This is a genomic window from Novipirellula methanifontis, assembly GCF_052161655.1.
Lineage (GTDB): Bacteria > Planctomycetota > Planctomycetia > Pirellulales > Pirellulaceae > Novipirellula.
In genome coordinates this window covers 4824149-4841453 of the sequence record NZ_CP197418.1, presented here as the reverse complement: position 1 = coordinate 4841453, position 17305 = coordinate 4824149, and the positions used below count along the sequence as shown (strand labels likewise).

At 54.1% G+C, this 17305-nt stretch carries 17 protein-coding genes, 19 tRNA genes and 1 pseudogene; 28 read left to right on the top strand and 9 right to left on the bottom strand.

What is annotated here, in order from left to right:
• Positions 1–25: 25 nt before the first annotated feature.
• From SH528x_RS17685 to lexA, 3 genes are all read right to left on the bottom strand, one after another.
• Positions 26–712: a hypothetical protein gene (locus tag SH528x_RS17685; protein ID WP_442511792.1), complete on the bottom strand. Its 687-nt coding sequence runs from the start codon at positions 710–712 to the stop codon at positions 26–28.
• Positions 713–1053: 341 nt separating this feature from the next.
• A complete protein-coding gene (locus tag SH528x_RS17680; protein ID WP_442511791.1) occupies positions 1054–1722 on the bottom strand; it encodes a hypothetical protein in 669 nt (222 codons plus the stop codon).
• A 6-nt stretch (positions 1723–1728) separates the two neighbouring features.
• On the bottom strand, positions 1729–2382 hold the full coding sequence (gene lexA / locus SH528x_RS17675; protein WP_442511790.1) for a transcriptional repressor LexA: 654 nt from the start codon (positions 2380–2382) through the stop codon (positions 1729–1731).
• A gap of 423 nt (positions 2383–2805) precedes the next feature.
• Here lexA and SH528x_RS17670 point away from each other — a divergent pair, with 423 nt between their 5' ends.
• From SH528x_RS17670 to SH528x_RS17640, 7 genes are all read left to right on the top strand, one after another.
• Positions 2806–3315, top strand: a complete 510-nt coding sequence (locus SH528x_RS17670; protein ID WP_442511789.1) for a hypothetical protein — start codon at positions 2806–2808, stop codon at positions 3313–3315.
• A gap of 109 nt (positions 3316–3424) precedes the next feature.
• Entirely contained in the window at positions 3425–3664 is a 240-nt protein-coding gene (locus SH528x_RS17665; RefSeq protein WP_442511788.1) for a hypothetical protein, read from the top strand.
• A gap of 40 nt (positions 3665–3704) precedes the next feature.
• Entirely contained in the window at positions 3705–4463 is a 759-nt protein-coding gene (locus tag SH528x_RS17660; protein WP_345318294.1) for an ATP-binding protein, read from the top strand.
• Positions 4464–4518: 55 nt separating this feature from the next.
• Positions 4519–4977 (top strand): DUF669 domain-containing protein, encoded by a 459-nt coding sequence (locus tag SH528x_RS17655; protein ID WP_345318292.1) that lies wholly within the window; start codon positions 4519–4521, stop codon positions 4975–4977.
• Between the two features lie 98 nt (positions 4978–5075).
• The gene (locus tag SH528x_RS17650) at positions 5076–5657 is read left to right on the top strand and encodes a RusA family crossover junction endodeoxyribonuclease (protein ID WP_442511787.1); all 582 of its coding nucleotides are present in this window, start codon (positions 5076–5078) and stop codon (positions 5655–5657) included.
• Entirely contained in the window at positions 5657–7354 is a 1698-nt protein-coding gene (locus SH528x_RS17645; protein WP_442511786.1) for a DEAD/DEAH box helicase, read from the top strand. Before SH528x_RS17650 ends, SH528x_RS17645 begins: the two co-directional genes overlap by 1 nt.
• The gene (locus tag SH528x_RS17640) at positions 7354–7596 is read left to right on the top strand and encodes a bifunctional DNA primase/polymerase (RefSeq protein ID WP_442511785.1); all 243 of its coding nucleotides are present in this window, start codon (positions 7354–7356) and stop codon (positions 7594–7596) included. The genes SH528x_RS17645 and SH528x_RS17640 overlap by 1 nt, the downstream gene beginning before the upstream one ends.
• Positions 7597–7804: 208 nt before the next feature.
• On the opposite strand, the gene SH528x_RS17635 is transcribed toward SH528x_RS17640, so the two are convergent.
• The 4 genes from SH528x_RS17635 to SH528x_RS17620 all read right to left on the bottom strand — a co-directional run bounded on the left by SH528x_RS17635 (position 7805) and on the right by SH528x_RS17620 (position 9814).
• Positions 7805–8119: a hypothetical protein gene (locus SH528x_RS17635; protein WP_442511784.1), complete on the bottom strand. Its 315-nt coding sequence runs from the start codon at positions 8117–8119 to the stop codon at positions 7805–7807.
• Between the two features lie 144 nt (positions 8120–8263).
• Complete coding sequence (locus SH528x_RS17630) at positions 8264–8746, bottom strand: hypothetical protein (RefSeq protein WP_442511783.1); 483 nt, start codon at positions 8744–8746, stop codon at positions 8264–8266.
• A gap of 119 nt (positions 8747–8865) precedes the next feature.
• Positions 8866–9303, bottom strand: a complete 438-nt coding sequence (locus tag SH528x_RS17625) for a hypothetical protein (RefSeq protein WP_442511782.1) — start codon at positions 9301–9303, stop codon at positions 8866–8868.
• Positions 9304–9451: 148 nt separating this feature from the next.
• Entirely contained in the window at positions 9452–9814 is a 363-nt protein-coding gene (locus SH528x_RS17620) for a hypothetical protein (protein WP_442511781.1), read from the bottom strand.
• Between the two features lie 271 nt (positions 9815–10085).
• On the opposite strand from SH528x_RS17620, the gene SH528x_RS17615 reads away from it, so the two are divergent.
• The 21 genes from SH528x_RS17615 (at position 10086) to SH528x_RS17515 (ending at position 15433) form a co-directional block, all read left to right on the top strand.
• Positions 10086–11927 carry a DNA methyltransferase gene (locus SH528x_RS17615; protein ID WP_442511780.1) on the top strand — a complete coding sequence of 614 codons (1842 nt, stop codon included), beginning with the start codon at positions 10086–10088 and terminating at the stop codon, positions 11925–11927.
• A gap of 542 nt (positions 11928–12469) precedes the next feature.
• Positions 12470–12541 (top strand) — tRNA-Phe (locus tag SH528x_RS17610).
• A gap of 58 nt (positions 12542–12599) precedes the next feature.
• Positions 12600–12672: transfer RNA gene (locus tag SH528x_RS17605), tRNA-Pro, on the top strand.
• Positions 12673–12832: 160 nt separating this feature from the next.
• Positions 12833–12905, top strand: a tRNA-Lys gene (locus SH528x_RS17600).
• A gap of 11 nt (positions 12906–12916) precedes the next feature.
• Positions 12917–12989: transfer RNA gene (locus SH528x_RS17595), tRNA-Ile, on the top strand.
• Between the two features lie 83 nt (positions 12990–13072).
• A tRNA-Lys gene (locus tag SH528x_RS17590) sits at positions 13073–13145 on the top strand.
• Between the two features lie 20 nt (positions 13146–13165).
• Positions 13166–13236 (top strand) — tRNA-Thr (locus SH528x_RS17585).
• A gap of 54 nt (positions 13237–13290) precedes the next feature.
• Positions 13291–13361 (top strand) — tRNA-Gly (locus tag SH528x_RS17580).
• An 8-nt stretch (positions 13362–13369) separates the two neighbouring features.
• Positions 13370–13441, top strand: a tRNA-Asn gene (locus SH528x_RS17575).
• An 85-nt stretch (positions 13442–13526) separates the two neighbouring features.
• Positions 13527–13598, top strand: a tRNA-Gly gene (locus SH528x_RS17570).
• A gap of 111 nt (positions 13599–13709) precedes the next feature.
• Positions 13710–13783 (top strand) — tRNA-Gln (locus tag SH528x_RS17565).
• A 2-nt stretch (positions 13784–13785) separates the two neighbouring features.
• Positions 13786–13861, top strand: a tRNA-His gene (locus SH528x_RS17560).
• A 17-nt stretch (positions 13862–13878) separates the two neighbouring features.
• Positions 13879–13951 (top strand) — tRNA-Asp (locus tag SH528x_RS17555).
• Between the two features lie 157 nt (positions 13952–14108).
• A tRNA-Glu gene (locus SH528x_RS17550) sits at positions 14109–14183 on the top strand.
• A gap of 284 nt (positions 14184–14467) precedes the next feature.
• A tRNA-Trp gene (locus SH528x_RS17545) sits at positions 14468–14538 on the top strand.
• Between the two features lie 8 nt (positions 14539–14546).
• A tRNA-Val gene (locus SH528x_RS17540) sits at positions 14547–14618 on the top strand.
• Between the two features lie 50 nt (positions 14619–14668).
• A complete protein-coding gene (locus tag SH528x_RS17535) occupies positions 14669–14938 on the top strand; it encodes a hypothetical protein (RefSeq protein ID WP_442511779.1) in 270 nt (89 codons plus the stop codon).
• A 94-nt stretch (positions 14939–15032) separates the two neighbouring features.
• Positions 15033–15106, top strand: a tRNA-Leu gene (locus SH528x_RS17530).
• Positions 15107–15133: 27 nt separating this feature from the next.
• Positions 15134–15204, top strand: a tRNA-Ala gene (locus tag SH528x_RS17525).
• A gap of 12 nt (positions 15205–15216) precedes the next feature.
• Positions 15217–15288, top strand: a tRNA-Leu gene (locus SH528x_RS17520).
• 71 nt (positions 15289–15359) lie between these two features.
• A tRNA-Leu gene (locus SH528x_RS17515) sits at positions 15360–15433 on the top strand.
• A 13-nt stretch (positions 15434–15446) separates the two neighbouring features.
• Here the strand turns inward: SH528x_RS17515 and SH528x_RS17510 are convergent.
• Together SH528x_RS17510 and SH528x_RS17505 are read right to left on the bottom strand one after the other, a co-directional pair.
• On the bottom strand, positions 15447–15788 hold the full coding sequence (locus SH528x_RS17510; protein ID WP_442511778.1) for an SdpI family protein: 342 nt from the start codon (positions 15786–15788) through the stop codon (positions 15447–15449).
• Positions 15789–15969: 181 nt separating this feature from the next.
• Positions 15970–16950, bottom strand: a pseudogene (locus SH528x_RS17505) (ISAzo13 family transposase); the annotation flags it as partial.
• Between the last annotated feature and the right edge of the window lie 355 nt (positions 16951–17305).

Sequence of the window (17305 nt, the reverse complement as noted above, 5' to 3'; positions counted from 1 at the left end):
TTGCCTCAGCGCAAGTCGGTCAATGTTACTCGCCGAGCAACCGTTTGGCGGCGTCTCTCGGGTCGATCGCCTCGGGTTCGGCGCGCCTGACGATGTACTTCAAGTAAAAGGCGCGAACTAATTTTGTATCGCCGACGATCACGCTTTCTTCATTCCGGACTTGGATCTCTTGTTGACCCTTGCTGCAATAGATCTCGCTATATTCCCTTAAATCCAAGATCCGAAGCCCTTGCTCCTTTTCATCAAAGGCACAGACATACGCGACGCCTCGTTTGAGAAGCGGGGCCGTCAATAAGTCACGTTCAAGCTCAAACGGAACGATTTCCAGTGAATTGGTTTTGATCGCGTGCGCGAAAGGAGGTCCTGGGATCGAATCTCGCATCAAGTTGATCGCACCGGTGGTCGTGAATAGCGCGCGAGGAAAGTTGGGTGCGTCGTTCTCGCCAATTTCCCCGTAGAGAATCTCGTACGATTCCTTGTCTTCACACTCGATCCCCAACGGCAATCGATCGATGTAGAACAGCAATCGATAAACCTGTCCGCGTTGGTCCTTGATCGCGTTGACCCATCCGCCCTTACCATCGTCGTTGGGTCCCGGGTCGTACAGTTCTTTGAGCGTCGGGTTTCCCTCGATCAGTTTCTTGACGGCTTCGCGTCGGTTCTTCGCCACAATGTAGTTGCGAACGCTGGGCAGTTGGTCTGATTCGTACATCGGCACATTTCCTTGGCGACAGGCGGCGACGTGAAGGCAGTTCAGCCGGTTAGTATGACACGCCTAGCGATCGCTGGAAACCGACCGTGCTGTAGCCTTGTCGCTTCGGCGGGGCACAAATACTCCGCCACTCCGATTGTTACCGGATTTGCAAGGCTTTTGATCGTATCCACGTACGATCATCAAAATAAAAATTGCCTTCATTTCTAAACAGCATGACGGCTACATTGGCGGGCACATTCTTCAGCATCTCTGGTTGGTCATCGATGTAAAAGCTGACACCACGCTGTGCAATAATGTGAGCACGCCCAGCAATGCGTTCTCCACCTCTATCGCATCTTTCAAATGTGGACGATCGCGATGCGATCCGTCCAACCAATAGCTGGACGAATCGCGATCGTTTTCAACCGACCGGAGTCATCGTGAGTGTTTTCACAGCGGATAAAGTCGTCCGGATGTGCGATGAAGTACTCCATTTCATTGCGGGTAATGGTTTCAACGGTGACGTATTGGCCGCGACCTTCTTCACGCAGTAGATTCGAGATTCCTTCGGCCAATCGTTCTTTGACGTTTGGCGCGAATTCGACATCCGCCGGCACATCGTTTCGCCGTCGCCAGAAACCGCATGTTTCGAGGTCGAGAAAGGTAGACGACGCCGCAAAAATCTCCGGTTCGTTCAAACGGACCCACATCGCACGGCCGTGCAAATCGAGGTTGGTTGGGATGCGAGACATCAGGTCGGGGACGCCGTGCAATTTCGCTGTGTCGTCGATCGCGGTCATGCCGGCTTCGTTGGCGAACGATCGCACGTTTTGAAGATCGACATCGACGTCGTTGCGTTCGCTTGGAAGCAGTTCATTGATGTAGTCGAGCATTGGATCGACTTCCCGTTCGGACAGCTTTTCCCAAGGAACATCGAACTGGCCGGGCACATGGTTGATGAACCATTGCTGGAGCAACCAATTGGGAACCACGCGGAACATCGTGGATGTGGAGACTTGTTGAGGCATTGCAAACTATCTTTCATATTTACGAGAAACACCGATGACTTTTCCAAGCACACGAAAGTCGCTGTCAGGCTGAACGACGATCGGTTTGTATTTCCGATTTTCGGGCAGCAAGCGAATCGATCCATCGTTAGTTTCCAGTCGTTTGACGGTTGCTTCGTCATCGATCAACGCAACAACAATCTCACCGTTTTCGGCGATCAATTGTCGACGAACGATGACGACATCCCCGTCTCGCATATCCGCATCCTTCATACTGTCGCCGCTAATCGTCAGAGCAAAACATTGCCCGCGAGCTACCAAGTCCGACGCAACCATGATTTCGCCCATTCGATTTTCTTCGGCCAACATTGCTGGGCCGGCTTTGACCACACCGACCAGCGGCACACTGACCATCGACTCGATTGATTGACTTGGCCGGCGAACGACGCGAAGGCTGCGAGCCTTTCGCGGTTGTCGTCGAACGTAGCCTTTGCGTTCAAGCTGCAAGATCAGTTGATGGGTGCTGGCGGCGGTGATGCCAAGCTTCTCACCGAGTTCGGTCATCGTTGGTGCGATGCCGTTGCGGTCGATAACGGCGGACAGTTCGTCGAGTGCTCGCATTTGACCTTCGGTGATTTCGTTTTGGCGTGGTCGTCCTCGGCTAGGTTTGGTTGGCTTCATGATCGGGCTTCCTTGGCGGTCGTGTTCCTGCGGCTCGAATTAGCGCTGATAGACTTTGTTTCGTGCTAATGTAAATCTAGTCATCCGGATCATGCCGTCTAGTGCAATTTTGCTAGCAATGCCGCAAGTCGCTAAATCACAAAGACTTAAAATTTGAATTCGCGCTGATAGATGAGGTGGACATCGGCATGGCGGTATCGCTGTTGTAGGTCGACGTCATGATGCGACTCCCAAATGAACGAGGAAGGTAAGGAACGCATTCCGTCCAGATTTATCAGTGCGTGTGACACGGTTGGTCCAAACGCCAGCAAAATCTTTTCAGATGCCGCTCTTCGGGTGGGATTGTGGCTGTTGCAGTTTCAGTTAGTCCGATTTCGTGTAACTGAAACTGAGGAAATTTAGCGACGTTTATGCAGCGTTGCGTTGACGTACCCAGAATTCGCGCCGCACGAAGCCGAGGACATTCACCAAGAGCTTCAGACGCGTCTCGAAGAAGCGATGCGATCGCACGACGATGACGTTGGCCATCGGAATCCCTACATCACGATGATCGTGGATCGTCAGGCCAGCCATCTTTTGAAGTTTCGCCGTTGGAAAACACGGGCTGACCACGGAACGTCATCGTTGAACGTGATGATTGAAAGCGGTGGCGAATATCGCGAGCTCCTTCAGTGCGTCAGTGATGACGATCGTCGTCGCCGGTTGGAAACGGCGGAGTTATCCGAGACTGATCTGGTGGATATGCGAAACGATCTGTCGGTGGTCATTGCGAAGTTGCCCGATGAATGGCAACGGTTCATGAAGCTGCGTTTGAATCATTCGGTTGCCGAGTGCTCTCGAATCATGAATGTACCGCGTTCAACGCTGAAGTCTTGGTTGCCGAAAATCGCCGAGATTTTCCAGGAAGAAGGTCTTCGAGATTATCTCGTTTGAACTTTTTTCGGCGCCGCTTCGCCTTTTGGGACGCTGAGTTGGAAGGTCTAGAGGTAGCGGGAATCCGCGAATCAATCGACCGCCCTCACCTCTCAGCCCCAGATTATCCATGCCCAACGTTTCACTCGACATTGAACGCCGCGTCGCCATTTCTCTCGCGGTTGGTCGCTACCTGAGATCGGCCGAACGTTTCAACGAAGCCTCCCGTGATTTCACGGGAGCATGCAAATCGCTCCGAAAGCACCTCGGCAACGGACAGCGTTTTGTCGTCCAAGTTGACTTCAAGCACTACATCGTCACCAGCGATCGCGATGGCAATTTTGATGTCGAAGCGATCACGTCTCTCTAAATCACTCCGTTAACCAGCCAACAAAGGAATTGTCCACTCAATGACCAACCTACTTGAAACCATCCAATCTGGCCGTCAGTCGAAGCCGCCGCGTGTCTTACTGTACGGGGTGGAAGGCATCGGCAAGTCAACGTTCGGCAGCGAGGCTCCAAAGCCGATCTTTATTCAAACGGAGGACGGTCTGGATGAAATCGACTGCGATCGTTTCCCACTTGCGACCAAGTTCGATGACGTCATCGCTGCACTAAAAACGCTCGTCGGTGAGAAGCACGACTACGAGTCTGTCGTGATTGACTCTCTCGATTGGCTAGAGCGTCTCGTCTGGGACAAACTCTGCCAACAGTATGCCGTCGAGTCGATCGAGAAGGTCGACGGCGGTTACGCTCGCGGTTACATGCACGCCCTCTCTCTGTGGCGTGAAGTGCTCGATCAGCTTGGCGTGCTGCGTTCGCGAGGCATGGTGGTCGTGATGATCGCCCACTCCAAGGTCGAACGGTTCGAGGATCCTGAGTCTTCGCCGTACGACCGCTACTCGCCGCGGCTGCACAAGCATGCTGCCGCGCTCGTGAAGGAATGGTGCGACGCCGTTTTGTTTGCGACTCGCAAAATGCGAACGCAGAGCGAAGACGGCGGTTTCAACCGTAAACGAACGATCGCTCATGCCATCGGCAAAGAAGGCGGCGAACGAGTGATTCGGGCCTACGGATCGCCAACCTGTGTCGCCAAAAACCGTTACGGCATCGCCGAAGAATTGCCACTCTCCTGGGACGCTTTCGTCACCGCCATGTCGGCTAACTAAACGACTCCCCCACTCTTCTATCCACAGACTCCAGACTAAGGACTACAGACTCACAATGGCAAACCTGCAAGGCTTTGATGCCAACACCGTCGAACCCGCCGACGATCTCGAACCGATTCCCGCCGGCAAATACGTGGCTGTTATCACTGACAGCGAACTGAAGCCGACCAAAGCGGGGACCGGCAACTACCTTCAATTGACGTTTCAGATCGTGGAGGGTGAGTACGCAAACCGTCTTCTCTGGGTGCGACTCAACCTCGACAACCCCAACGCGACCGCGGTGGAAATCGCCCGGCGGGAGTTGTCTGCGATCTGTCGGTCGGTCGGCGTCTTGATGCCCACCGACTCGGCCGACCTACACAACTTGCCGTGTGTGATTCACGTGCGAGTGAAACGTCGCAACGACACTGGCGAGTTGCAGAACGAAGTGAAGGGGTATTCGAAGGTCGGCGCGACCGCGGAGACGAAAACAGCCGCCAAGATCAGCGGCACGGAGGCCCCTTGGAAGCGATAGCCGCGGCCTCTATTGGATCGCTTCCAAGACCGACGCTCGACCGGCATGGATTGCCGGCCGAGCGTTTTTTGTTCGCTCGTCACCCTGTCATGCCAACCATGCTGAAACTGAACCTGCCTTATCCACCGTCGATCAATCACTACTGGCGTCACGTCGGACAGCGGGTGCTGATCTCAAAGAAAGGCCGAGAGTATCGCGCCGAGGTCAGTGGCTTACTAAATCGCAAACGCGTGGAACCACTTGTCGGTCCTCTGTCGGTCGACATCGAACTGCACATGCCCGATCGCCGGCGTCGCGATATTGATAATGTGCTCAAGGCGATGCTCGATGCACTGCAGTGGGGCGGAGCGTTCCTGGACGACAACCAAGTGATGCGTCTGGCGATTGAAAAGGTCGTCCCTGAAAACAAGTCGAAACCAAAACGTCGTACCAAAGCCGAGATTGCTGCTGGCGTTGAAAAACCAAAGCCCTTGCAAGGCGAAGCGATCGTCTGGATCGCGGAGGTTCAGACAGAAAACCTCGCGGCAGCCGACCGCATTTGTTTGCGTTGTCAAAAGTCGTTCGCGTCCTTAGGTCCGGCCAATCGTATCTGTGACGGTTGCAACGAAGACAACCGCGAAATCTCACCCAACGCGGCACCGACGTGGTCCGGCAAACGTCACAACGGAAAGGCTCTGTGATGCAACTACGCAATTACCAGCAAGCCGCCGTCGACGCAGTCTACGACCACCTTCGCAACCGCGACGACAACCCGGTCGCTGTGCTGCCAACGGGCGCAGGCAAATCACTCGTCCTGGCAAAGATCGCGAGTGATGCCGTTCACCAATGGAATGGCCGAGTGCTAATCTTGGCTCACGTCAAAGAATTATTGGAACAGAACGCGGACAAGGTTCGTCGTTTGTGCCCCGACATCAAGGTCGGACTGTATTCGGCCGGCCTGAAGAAACGTGACACCAACACGCCCGTCTTGGTCGCTGGTATCCAGAGCGTCTACAAGCGAGCGTGTGACCTTGATCCGTTCGATTTGGTGATCGTTGACGAAGCCCATTTGATCTCCAAGAAGGGCGACGGCATGTACCGCCAGTTCCTTGCGGACTGCAAGGTCATCAATCCACACGTCCGCGTGATCGGGTTGACCGCGACGCCGTTTCGTCTGGACTCGGGAATGATTTGTTCGCCAGATCACTTTCTAAATCATGTATGCTACGAAATCGGCATCAAGGAATTGATCCGTGACGGATATCTCTGTCCGCTCGTTTCCAAAGCCGGGGTGAACCGAGCCGACTTTTCGAGCGTCCATGTTCGTGCCGGCGAGTTTGTATCCGAAGAAGTCGAGCGACTGGCGGGCAATGATACCCTCGTATCGGCCGCGTGTGCCGAGATCGTCGAGCTGACAGCCGATCGCCGGGCCGTTCTGATTTTTGCGACCAGCGTGGCGCATGGGCGGCGAGTCGTCGAAACGCTCCGAAACAACCACGGCATCGATTGTGGTTTCGTGACTGGCGAGACGCCGGCGGGCGAACGTGACGAGATGTTGGCCCGCTTCCGAGGCGAAGGTGGCTCAGGCTTCCAGCCTGAGTTGTTTCCCTCACAGGCAACAAAACTATGCCACGATCAACCGCTGCGTTTCCTTTGCAATGTCAACGTGTTGACGACCGGCTTCGATGCACCGCGTGTCGATTGTGTCGTGATGCTGCGTCCGACTATGTCGCCGGGACTACTGTATCAATGCGTCGGCCGCGGTTTCCGTTTGCATCCGGAGAAACAGAACTGCCTGGTCCTCGACTTCGGCGGCAATATCGAACGCCACGGCCCGATCGACCAAATCAAACCAAAGGAAAAGGCGACTCGCCCGGATCAAGCCCCACCGGCGAAAGAGTGCCAAAAGTGTCACGCCTTGGTCGCTTGCGGCTATGCAAACTGCCCCGAATGCGGCCATCCGTTTCCGCCACCGGATCGTGAAGCCCACGAGGCAAAAGCGAGTGAGGCCGGCGTGCTCTCTGGCGAGGTCACCGACACGGAACATGCCGTTCAGGATGTCATTTATCGTATCCACCGCAAACGTGACGCCGACGAGGATGCGCCGCGATGCTTGCGAGTCGACTACATGATCGGGTTGGATCATTGGCAAAGCGAATTCATCTGCATCGAACACACTGGATACGCACGACGCAAAGCCGAAGCGTGGTGGCATGAACGCTGTCTCGATCCGTGTCCGACGGACGCCGAGGAAGCCCTCGACATTGCCGAAGCCGGTCTGCTCGCCGTGCCCGAAATACTAACGGTCCGCTCAATCGCCGGCCAGAAATACGACCGCATCATTAAGCAATCGCTCGGTGCGATCCCTAACGCAGCATTGGAAGAGGCACCCTTTTGATGGCGGATGTGCGGGAGCAGGTTGCGATCTATCGCCAGCGAGGCTGGTTTAGCGTGCCGCTGCGCCCTCGGTCGAAATCGCCGGTTCGCAATGACTGGCCGAACATCCGTATCGAAGCAGATGACGTCAAAACGCACTTCTCGACGAAAGATAACGTCGGATTGATTCTCGGAGAGCCGTCGGGCTGGATTGTTGACGTCGATCTCGATTGCCCCGAAGCAATTGAAATCGCTGATCAGTAAAAATAGTGTGAACCTTGCCATGGAATCAAGCCATTGAGTTGTTGGTGAACTTGTGCTCGTCAGTCGGGCGAACGACCGCGATCCCCCGGCACGAACGGACGAGTGGCCACGTAGTGAACGGGCTTTTAAGTGTTCGGCGTGCATCGCATTGTTTGCCAAAAGTGCATCAGCATGATGTTTATTTCCAAAGCAGTTTAGCAAATCCCGCTTACAGATGGGGGCGGAAAACAATCCTGTCGAACGCAAGTCCCGTTATTGCGCCGATCGTCGCGACGACTCCGTCGCCCATATTCGGATGTTCGCCGCTAATTGCAAAAGACAACATCACAGCGTTTGCGGTAAACGTAGCAACCGTGAGCAAGGTCATAAGTTTTCGTCGCGAGTTCGAGAATGCGATTGCTGCGATCGGAATCACGCCGCCAAACGTTACCAGATGCGGATAGGTCGACGCGAATGCACAAAAGACCGCGAAAACGGCGGTGTTCCACATTCCATGTTTTAGTGTGTATTGATCCAGACGCATCAGAAATCAACGGGGTGAACGGTAAGCACTTCGTCTTCTCGACTGGCGAACGTTGGCCGTCACCGAGGACGGACGATTGATTTTCCATTTGTAAACCGTGCAAGCCGTCCTTCGGTGCACGGCATTGTTACCCGCGGTTTCGAGCTACGAACTGAAGCGATCGGTTTGGTCCACAATTTTGCCCACGAACTTGGATTCGCGACCAGAGAGCATAGTGTAAAGACCGGACAGAGTCGCAAGCAATCCGCCACCAGCAACAATCATGAACCCGATTGCAAAACCGGAACCTCGGACACGTGCTCCGGATTGCAGAACCGCGAGAAACAGTCCGGCAAGCATCAGCATTAGCAAACCAACGACAAATCGGCGAAGGCCATGCCCACGAGTCTCCGAGCGAAGCCCAGATGCAGCATCGCCGACCAACGCATCGGCGTCAGCATCGGAGAAACCGTTTGCGACCAAGTGTGCACGAACGTCAGCCGCCGGTTGGCCATCCGAGATGCGGTTCTTTGCGTCTTGGGTCAGGTATCGTTTTCGATCCGAGACTGGCGTTTCAAATGTTTTGCATCTCGGGCAAGTGGCAAAACCAGGGCTGAAAGCAATGTTGCAGTTTGTGCAAGTGATCATCGTGATCTAGTTGCAGGGATTTCAGTCGGGTAACGTCACCAATCACCCGTCGGCGACAAGAGATTATACATTTCAAAAACGCCCGACTTCGCCGCTCGGGTGCATTAGACTGGTATCCGTCAAGGAACTGCCGGCCTGGCTGCGGCCCGCATGATCAGTAGTGCAATGACCACGAGCGAAACCGTCAAGATCATGGTCAGCTTAAAACCCCGTAGTAGCTCTGCCGCAGTCGGCAGTTCAGCATCGTTCCTCGGAGAGTGGTTGGCCAAGAGTGCTGTGAAAGTGATCATGCCGATAGCTGTGAACGCCACTATTCCGAGGGCAAAAGGCATCCAAATATTTGCGAACAGATAAAAGCCTACCGAACCGGCTATGGTTCCGGCAGCAAGTGGTGCAGCCGTCATTGCGATTGCATAATCCTGCGACACGTCTTGGTCGAAGAGGAATTCAGCTAATGATGCTACGACCGCTCCGACAACGTACGCCGAGACGCCGACGACCAAAGCCGGTGCGACGAAGTAGATTGCTAGCTTGAGGGAGAGCAGATCAGACACCATGCATCGCTAAGTAACGGACGACAGTTTGCGAAAACCGGATAACGTCATCGATCACGCGGTCGCCGCGAGTGATCAACCACTTCAAAAACCACGACTCGGCGACTCGTCGTGCATCGAATTGTTACCCGCCGCTTTTCGGCATCGAGTCCTACTGGCTACCATTCGCCTCGAGGTACTGAAATGCGTCATCAAGCGTTTGCGCTGGAATCTGGTCTCCCTGCCAGTCTGGTGTCAGTATGAAGCAACGACCGGCGAAAAGTTCGAAACTCCGATCGCCGAGTACGAATGTTCCCGGTTTGCCAGACATGTCCGGCAATCGAACGGAAATTGTCACGCCACCTTCGTCATCAACGAAGAAATCGCTGTCCAACGCGGGATGGCCGAGACCATCGTTTAGTGTCGGGGAAGGAAAGTCCACGTCACCGCTGAACGTACCATTTCTCAAAAGCACGTGGACCGTTTCGTTCAATTCTTCGCCCAGTGTGTAAACCGTGAAGTCTGATCGGAGCATGGAGTCAACTTGTCAAATGATTGCGGATTTTCTGGTCGGGTATCGACCGTGCTCGAAAACACAACACGCCGATTGTCCTTTGGCGCGATGGTAAGGTTGTTGAACTCGATCCGTTCTCACCAGAGTTCGATGAACCGCAAGACGAAACGGCTGCGGCCGACAGTGAGTAGACCGGCGACTTCCCAAAACACACACACCCAACCAAACATCTAGCCAACCACCCACCGACCGAACCCTTTCCATTTCTCTTCTCCGTGGAAAGGACGCTGCTATGCAGGTCGAAATGTGGTCGCTTGATCGGATCAAGCCTTACGAAAACAATCCTCGTATAAACGACGACGCTGTTGCGGACGTCGTGCAAAGCATCAACGAATTCGGGTTCCGCCAACCTATCGTCGTTGACACCGACGGCGTGATCATCGTCGGCCATACCCGGTTCAAGGCCGCCAAGGTTCTGAATCTTGCAGAAGTGCCGGTTCACGTCGCGAAGGACATGGAACCTGAATCGGTCCGGGCCTACCGGATCGCCGACAATCGCACCGGCGAAAACGCAGAGTGGGATTACGACTTGCTGCCGCTGGAGATCAGTGCATTGCAAGACTCGGGATTCGATTGCGAATTGCTCGGATTCGATTCGGACGAGTTGGCTAAACTGCTCGATCCGGGCGTCACGCAAGGCTTGACCGATCCGGATGACGTTCCCGAACCACCCGACGAAGCGATCACGCAACCCGGCGATCTGTGGATCCTCGGCGACCACCGGTTGTTGTGCGGCGACTCGACCAGCGCCAGTGACCTCGATCGGCTCTTGGACGACGCGAAGATCCAATTGTGCAATACGGATCCGCCGTACAACGTGAAGGTCGAACCCCGCAGCAAGAATGCGATCGCGGCCGGCAACAGTTCCTTTGAGGCCGGCAAGGGCAAGTCGAAGGACGGTCCAAAGAAGATGCGAGCCAAGGACCGGCCGCTGGCCAACGACTTTGTCTCCGATGAGGAATTTGACCGCTTGTTGAAAGCTTGGTTCGGCAACATCGCCCGCGTTTTGGAACCCGGTCGTTGCTTTTACATTTGGGGAGGCTTTTCGAATATCGCCAACTATCCGCCTGTCTTGTCAGCCTGCGGTTTATATTTCTCGCAGGCCATCATCTGGGACAAAATGCACCCGGTGATGACCCGCAAAGATTTCATGGGCGCGCATGAGTGGGCCTTCTATGGATGGCGTGAGGGTGCCGGCCACAAATACTTTGGCCCAAATAACGCGACGGACTTGTGGCACGTCAAGAAAATCCCGCCACAGCAACTCGAACACCTCACCGGCAAGCCAGCGGAACTGGCCGTGATGGCGATGCAATACAGCCGCGAAGTCCTCGAGGCCGCAGCGTGTTTGTCGGTAGGGATCGAGGAAAAACAACTGCTAGCCGTCTACGGCGAGAAGACTCTCAACGCCGCGGACCCGCTGCGACATATCGGTCTGCGAGAACTGGTTGCCGAGTGTGCTCGCATGGAAGGCATCGAAGTGCCACGAGTGTTCGGCGATGGAACGGCCACCATTCGTGCCGGTTTCTCCTCGATGAGCTTGCCGTCGATCATGGAAAACGTCATGAACAAGACGTTGCTGGTGGATACGAATTGTCGTCTCGAAGTCAGCCAGCACGGCACACATCAGCCGTATATGGATCGTTTCAACGCGGCAAAGAGAACAGTGTGGCAATGGCGAGCCGACTATCCCGCAATCCAGATCAAGATTCGCCAGTCACATCGTGGCTGGATGCGGCAGTATCGAGTCGAAGACGGCAAGCCGATGCCTTTCGATTCAAAGCCCGAGTCTGCCTACCGCATCTGCATGCAGAAAACTTGCACCCAGTTGTTTCGCGAACGCTTGTGGAAATGTCCCGCGTTGGCCTACTTTGCCCTTATGGAACAACGACTAAAACTCGAAACCATCCCCGCGTGGCAACTTTTCCGCGACTACAAGGCATGCCCTGCATCGGCCAGTGCCGAGGAACTGCAAACGTTCGTCCAGTTGAAAGCGATCCCGCAATGTGGACTGTGCCCAAGCAAACGTGTCCCGTTCAAACATCGAGATCCAACCCAGAGTGGAAAGATCTGATTCCGTACCCTTTCGGTTTCGACTACGAGGTTCACTTCTTTTCGCGATCAAGACAATGCAATGCTTTTAGCAAATACAACGCAAGCAATTCCGTATTGGCTGAGGAGAGTTTGCTCGCTTGGAAATTACTGTGGTGGATACCAAAGTCCATCGCTGTGAGTATTTATCAGGTTTCTCGGCGTTTAATGAAATAGAACACGGTGCCAGCGCATCTCTATTTTCGTGAAAGCGAGATTTTACGCGAACCATTGTGACGCGAACGCGTCTATCTCTCCGAACACACAAGTCACATTCAGGCCACGAGCGAGTAACGAGCTTTCTGATGTTATCAATAACCCAATCCAGTCGACTCGAACAGATACACGAAGGCAATTTCTTCGGCGGTCAACCGTTGAATGATAATGCCCCGGCGTATTCGCGTCTGATGTGACACTCGCTTTCATTAGCGAACGACTTCTTCATGAAGGCTCGGTGTCACGCAGACACCTGAGCCTTTTTTCGTGTCCGCACCGAACGGGCGACCCTTACAACGAACCCAATTTGGGCTGGTAGCTGAGACGGTCTAGCGGCGGTTTGAAGAACCGCAGACGAGGATTCGAACGCCTCCCGGCCCACTGACGAGGAAGATATGCGCCGACGGCAACCGCCGCGGCGATTGAACCAACACAACATCGGATACAGGTGCAGATGGAAGCACGCCTGGTTTGGGACCAGGAGGCTCTCGGTTCGACTCCGAGGTGTCCGACCTTTTTCATGGTAGTCGAGGGCTGGTCGCCCAAATCCGCCTGATACGCGGGTCGCGCTGAGTTCGATCCTCGGGGCTACCACTTACGACAACGACACGAAAGGAAAACAAACATGCTGCCTGAACTGCGATTGAAACGCATAGCCGCGACTGAAAAAGCGGGGCTGTGGTGTAACTGGCAGCATGACGGACTTTTAATCCGTTCGGTGAGGGTTCAACTCCCTTCGGCCCCATCGCTACGCATCGGCGTGTAGCTCAGGGGTGAGAGCGGCGTCCTTATAAGGCGACGGTCGCGGGTTCAATTCCCGCCACGCCGACTGACTAGAGACTCGAGTCCTGAGGGATGAGTCCTGAGCACGGAAACTCAAGACTCGCGACTCAAGACTCACAACTATTTTTTGGGATTGTGGCAGACAAGGTAATGCATCGGACTCTTAATCCGAGCGATGTGAGTTCGATTCTCACCGATCCCACTTGAGACATTTTGAAGCAAGCACTGATGGTCTAACGGCAAGACTCCTCCGTCGTAACGAGGTTATGCGGGTTCGATTCCGGCTCGGTGCTCTTTAAACGCTTCGGCGTTATTGATCTTTGACAATTTGGTAGTGATGCATTTTTGCGCCCATGATGTAGCGGTAGCCTGCTGCCTTGCCATGGCGGAAGTGTGGGTTCGACTCCCACTGGGCGCTTTGCAAAATCCGGTGTGGCCCAATGGTAAGGCGGCTCCCTGTTAAGGAGACGAGTGATGGTTCGAGTCCATCCGCCGGAGCTTCGCGAAGTTTGAAGGGTGAAGCGAGAAGTGTGGAATAGCTCGCTTCGTTCCACACCTCGCCCTTCAAACTTCCGCATATGTCGTGTCCTTGGCCGAGCGGCAAAGGTTCCGGACTTCCAATCCGGCTAGGTGGGTTCGACTCCCGCAGGACACTCTTTTGATTGTTTTGCCAATACTCTCTCCGGCGCGTAGTCGCGACGTGAGCCTTTGAAGCTCGCAGATCGGGTTCAATTCCCGGACGGAGTGCTTTGCAAATTTAAGTTACGCCGGAGTAGCAGTGTTGGTCGCTGCACCTCGCTCTGAACGAGGGGTTCATTGGTTCGATTCCAGTCTCCGGTGCTGTGGCCAGATCTGGTGTTGGTTTCCAGAGACTCACTGTGAATGAGTTTGTCGCCGGTTCAATTCCGGTTGGTCACCCTCGTGCAAACATATTCGGTGGCAAGTTCCTCTGGGAAGGAAGCTTGATTGTCTATCAAGTCGCTGCGGGTTCGACTCCCGTTGCCATCGCTTTCAAACATGCCGCATTCGACTACTGGCTAGGTCGGCTGTCTTTCTAACAGCAGGAAGGAGATAGAAACTCCTATGCGGTACTTAGGGTCGCCTTTCACTCCGCGAAAGCAGCATGGCTAAACGCATCTTTCACGGAGTGAAAGGCGACAATCTCGGCGTGGTAGATTCTGATGGAAGAATCGTCTGGTTCTCATCCAGGAGTCCGCGGGTTCGATTCCCGCTCACGTCACTGATAGTCGCTGATCATTCCGTGATCATAACGTTATTAAACAAATCGTTCGCGGAGTCCATGTTGAATTTCGGAAGTCACCCGGCCGGATGAGGACACTGTCTTGAAAACAGCGGCGGTGAAACCGTCGATGTGTTCGAGTGCAGAATCCACTTTGGGGCGTCCGCTTCGGTGACTGAATCATGGGAGCGTTTCCACACGGGAGACTGTAAATCTTCTGCCTTTAATTGTGTGGTAGTCGGCGAGAGGTGCGATTCCTTGCGTTCCCACTTTTGCAAACACACACGTCTCTGGTGTAACGGTAGCATTGCTGATTCCAAACCAGTTAGTCAGGGTTCAAATCCTTGGGGACGTGCTCTTCTCGGTCCTGTGGTCAAACGGCGACGACACCTGTTTTACACACAGGAAACGATGGTTCGATTCCATCCGGGACTACTGCCGGCGTCGCGGTGACGCTGGCCCGCAATTAACCAAGGAGAACGACGATGTCCAGAAATGTGAAGTACGTGCAATGTGCGATGAGACGCGACATCGCCGGCGGATCAGTGCGAACGACATCGTACATTCCGCAAGAGTTTGCGAAAGTCGGCCGCGTGCTGAGGTTGAAAGACGACAACGTAGGTTGGGTCGACGGTTGGGTGGTCGACTTCGTCGGTGACGAGATCGTCGAAGGCGACCAACTTCCTGATTCGCACAAGGCGATCAAGAATCACCGCAAATCGAAGGGCGACAGTACGCCGCGACTTCGAGCGTAACACGGAAAGAAGTTTGAAGGGTGAAGTAAGAAGTTTGAAGGACATGACCGAACCTTTTTTCACACTTCACCCTTCTTACTTCAAACTTCCGATCGCCTAGATACGCCAACCGGCCGAGCGGCTCGCTTTAAACCCGAGTGTTTGCAGGTTCGACTCCTGCTCTGGGCACTTTTTAAATTCAACGAAGAACAACATGGGGCGCTCGTCCAACGGGAAGACGTCTGTTTTGCACGCAGAAAATCGGGGTTCGATTCCCCGGTGCTCCACTTTTCGCAAACGCTGAGGTAGGCCAACGGCGAGCCGCTTGTCTTAGGAACAAGTGCTTGCGGGTTCGACTCCCGCCCTCAGTACTGATAGTCGCCTTTCGCTCCACGATAAATGTGAAAACAAAGCAACTTTCGCTGAGCGAGAGGCAACAAATGCTGTGGTACGCAAACCGGCAAAGCGGCGAATTTCAAACGTTCGTGTTTGAGGGTTCGACTCCCTCCCGCAGTACTTCGTCAACTCGTCATCCAGACGGCAACTTTCCAAGGTACACGAACGAGCGAACGAGCATGACGACAATGCCAACTCCGTACACAACGCCAACAATGGCGGTGTAGACACCCAATTCCAGATTAGGAATCAAATAGGTTGCAACGGTAACAACCATGCCTACGACTCCGACCCAGAGCATTTGCCAAGCAGCATACGTGTTCGCCGGATACCAAATGTTTGGGTCATCCAGCGTACGACGTACGCGAAAGCCACACCAACGATTCGGTGGGACTTTGCCGTAAATCAACGGTAGACTCAAGCTAATGAGAAGGCCGCCTACGACGAGAAACATGAGTAAAAAGGCGGTGTTCATCGAGTTTGTCCGAGTGGTTTCGATTCATGATACCAAAGAGCGATCTGATGAACTTCGTGATTCATCAAATGCGAGCAACGATGCGGGTGAGCCAGGCTCATCCGGGCCTCATAAGCCTGGACCGTCGGGTGCGACCCCCGAACCCGCTACTTAGTGTCGTCTTTCGCTCGGGACGTGAAATCTATTGTTGATGCATTTCTGGTGTAAGCCGGTAGTTATATTCCGGCAGATCCGTGAGGTATTCTACAGGAGGGTCCTTGGTGCGTTGGATCTGTTTCCGTGATGCTGGCGTAAATGACTTTTGGATGATGTGGCCGGTTGTCACGAGCCCTGTTGAGGTTGTGGCCCGGGATTCAATTGCCATGACCATCTCCCGAAGTGCTGTAAAGAGCTGACCGCTATAGGCCCGCTCGACCCACGGAAAAACGCGACGTTCGATAGGGTTGTATTTGGAACAAAAAACCGGGTAGTGCGCCACCTGAATTGGTAACCCGAACTCAGCTGACAAACGTCCCAAGTGCCACTTAAAAGTACTTGATTTATTGCTGTTGCTCCCACCACAGTCCAGCAGCACAAGGATTCGATCAGCCGTGGAGAACAGTTGGCGGCCGATGTGTTTCCAAAACCATCCCAGACTATGGCAAGAAAAGGCTCCAGTGTCATGGCTGGTGTTTAGATTCATGTGGGCAATATTCTGTTGTGGAGCGTAGATCCCGTGGGTGATCACCTCCGCTTGGGCGTAAGAAGGCAGCGCGTGATCGAGCACATCAATCGGACCATCGGCAAGAACTTCACCCGGTCGATGGACGTTACCCAGCAGTTCTTTCTGTTTGCTGTCGATACTCAGAACCGCGTCTTTTGTACGGCGAAACCGCTTTCGCATCTGATCAATAATGCCGAACTGCTCATCACGGTTACGGCTGGGAGCTTTGGTCACCGATTTGACTTGTTGTCGCTTTCGGAGGTTCCTCTCGCGACACAGACGAGCCACCACAGGACGAGAGATGGAAGTGCAAGCCTCGCACAATCGTTTCGTGATTTCGCTGATGGAAAGACAAGTCCAGTGAACGGTACAGTCCGTTGGGCTTCCTGCGGTTCGCTCATCGAGAATCTCATCTAACTCATCGAGAACCTCCGGATGAGCCTCTTCTTTTTTGGTCGTCCGGCCCCCTTCTTCCGGACTCTACCTTCTGCGGGGTCGTCTGCATTGCTAAGACGCTCAAGTTCAGCTCGCCCACGAGTGATAGTGGAATGCGAACAACCTAGAAGTTGACTGAGATACTCACACCCGCCATGTGGCAGGGTCAACGACAGGGAGGCAGCGTAACGCCGTTTGTTTTTCTCGGAAAGGGAGTTGAAAACCGCCTTGATTTGTTCCTCCTTTTCAGGAGCCAGTAATGAATCATTTTGAATCATGTCCATCCTCCGTGGATGTTGAAGTGAAATAGATTGAACACTCCAGACATGGGCCGCAATTTCCATTCCTGTCCCGCCGCGACTTTGCTAGCATAGACATC

Bases quoted from the DNA above. Each gene is read 5' to 3' on its own strand.
- SH528x_RS17685 (WP_442511792.1), bottom strand. From the start codon at position 712: ATGTACGAATCAGACCAACTGCCCAGCGTTCGCAACTACATTGTGGCG.
- SH528x_RS17680 (WP_442511791.1), bottom strand. From the start codon at position 1,722: ATGCCTCAACAAGTCTCCACATCCACGATGTTCCGCGTGGTTCCCAAT.
- lexA (WP_442511790.1), bottom strand. From the start codon at position 2,382: ATGAAGCCAACCAAACCTAGCCGAGGACGACCACGCCAAAACGAAATC.
- SH528x_RS17665 (WP_442511788.1), top strand. From the start codon at position 3,425: ATGCCCAACGTTTCACTCGACATTGAACGCCGCGTCGCCATTTCTCTC.
- SH528x_RS17660 (WP_345318294.1), top strand. From the start codon at position 3,705: ATGACCAACCTACTTGAAACCATCCAATCTGGCCGTCAGTCGAAGCCG.
- SH528x_RS17655 (WP_345318292.1), top strand. From the start codon at position 4,519: ATGGCAAACCTGCAAGGCTTTGATGCCAACACCGTCGAACCCGCCGAC.
- SH528x_RS17650 (WP_442511787.1), top strand. From the start codon at position 5,076: ATGCTGAAACTGAACCTGCCTTATCCACCGTCGATCAATCACTACTGG.
- SH528x_RS17645 (WP_442511786.1), top strand. From the start codon at position 5,657: ATGCAACTACGCAATTACCAGCAAGCCGCCGTCGACGCAGTCTACGAC.
- SH528x_RS17640 (WP_442511785.1), top strand. From the start codon at position 7,354: ATGGCGGATGTGCGGGAGCAGGTTGCGATCTATCGCCAGCGAGGCTGG.
- SH528x_RS17635 (WP_442511784.1), bottom strand. From the start codon at position 8,119: ATGCGTCTGGATCAATACACACTAAAACATGGAATGTGGAACACCGCC.
- SH528x_RS17630 (WP_442511783.1), bottom strand. From the start codon at position 8,746: ATGATCACTTGCACAAACTGCAACATTGCTTTCAGCCCTGGTTTTGCC.
- SH528x_RS17625 (WP_442511782.1), bottom strand. From the start codon at position 9,303: ATGGTGTCTGATCTGCTCTCCCTCAAGCTAGCAATCTACTTCGTCGCA.
- SH528x_RS17620 (WP_442511781.1), bottom strand. From the start codon at position 9,814: ATGCTCCGATCAGACTTCACGGTTTACACACTGGGCGAAGAATTGAAC.
- SH528x_RS17615 (WP_442511780.1), top strand. From the start codon at position 10,086: ATGCAGGTCGAAATGTGGTCGCTTGATCGGATCAAGCCTTACGAAAAC.
- SH528x_RS17535 (WP_442511779.1), top strand. From the start codon at position 14,669: ATGTCCAGAAATGTGAAGTACGTGCAATGTGCGATGAGACGCGACATC.
- SH528x_RS17510 (WP_442511778.1), bottom strand. From the start codon at position 15,788: ATGAACACCGCCTTTTTACTCATGTTTCTCGTCGTAGGCGGCCTTCTC.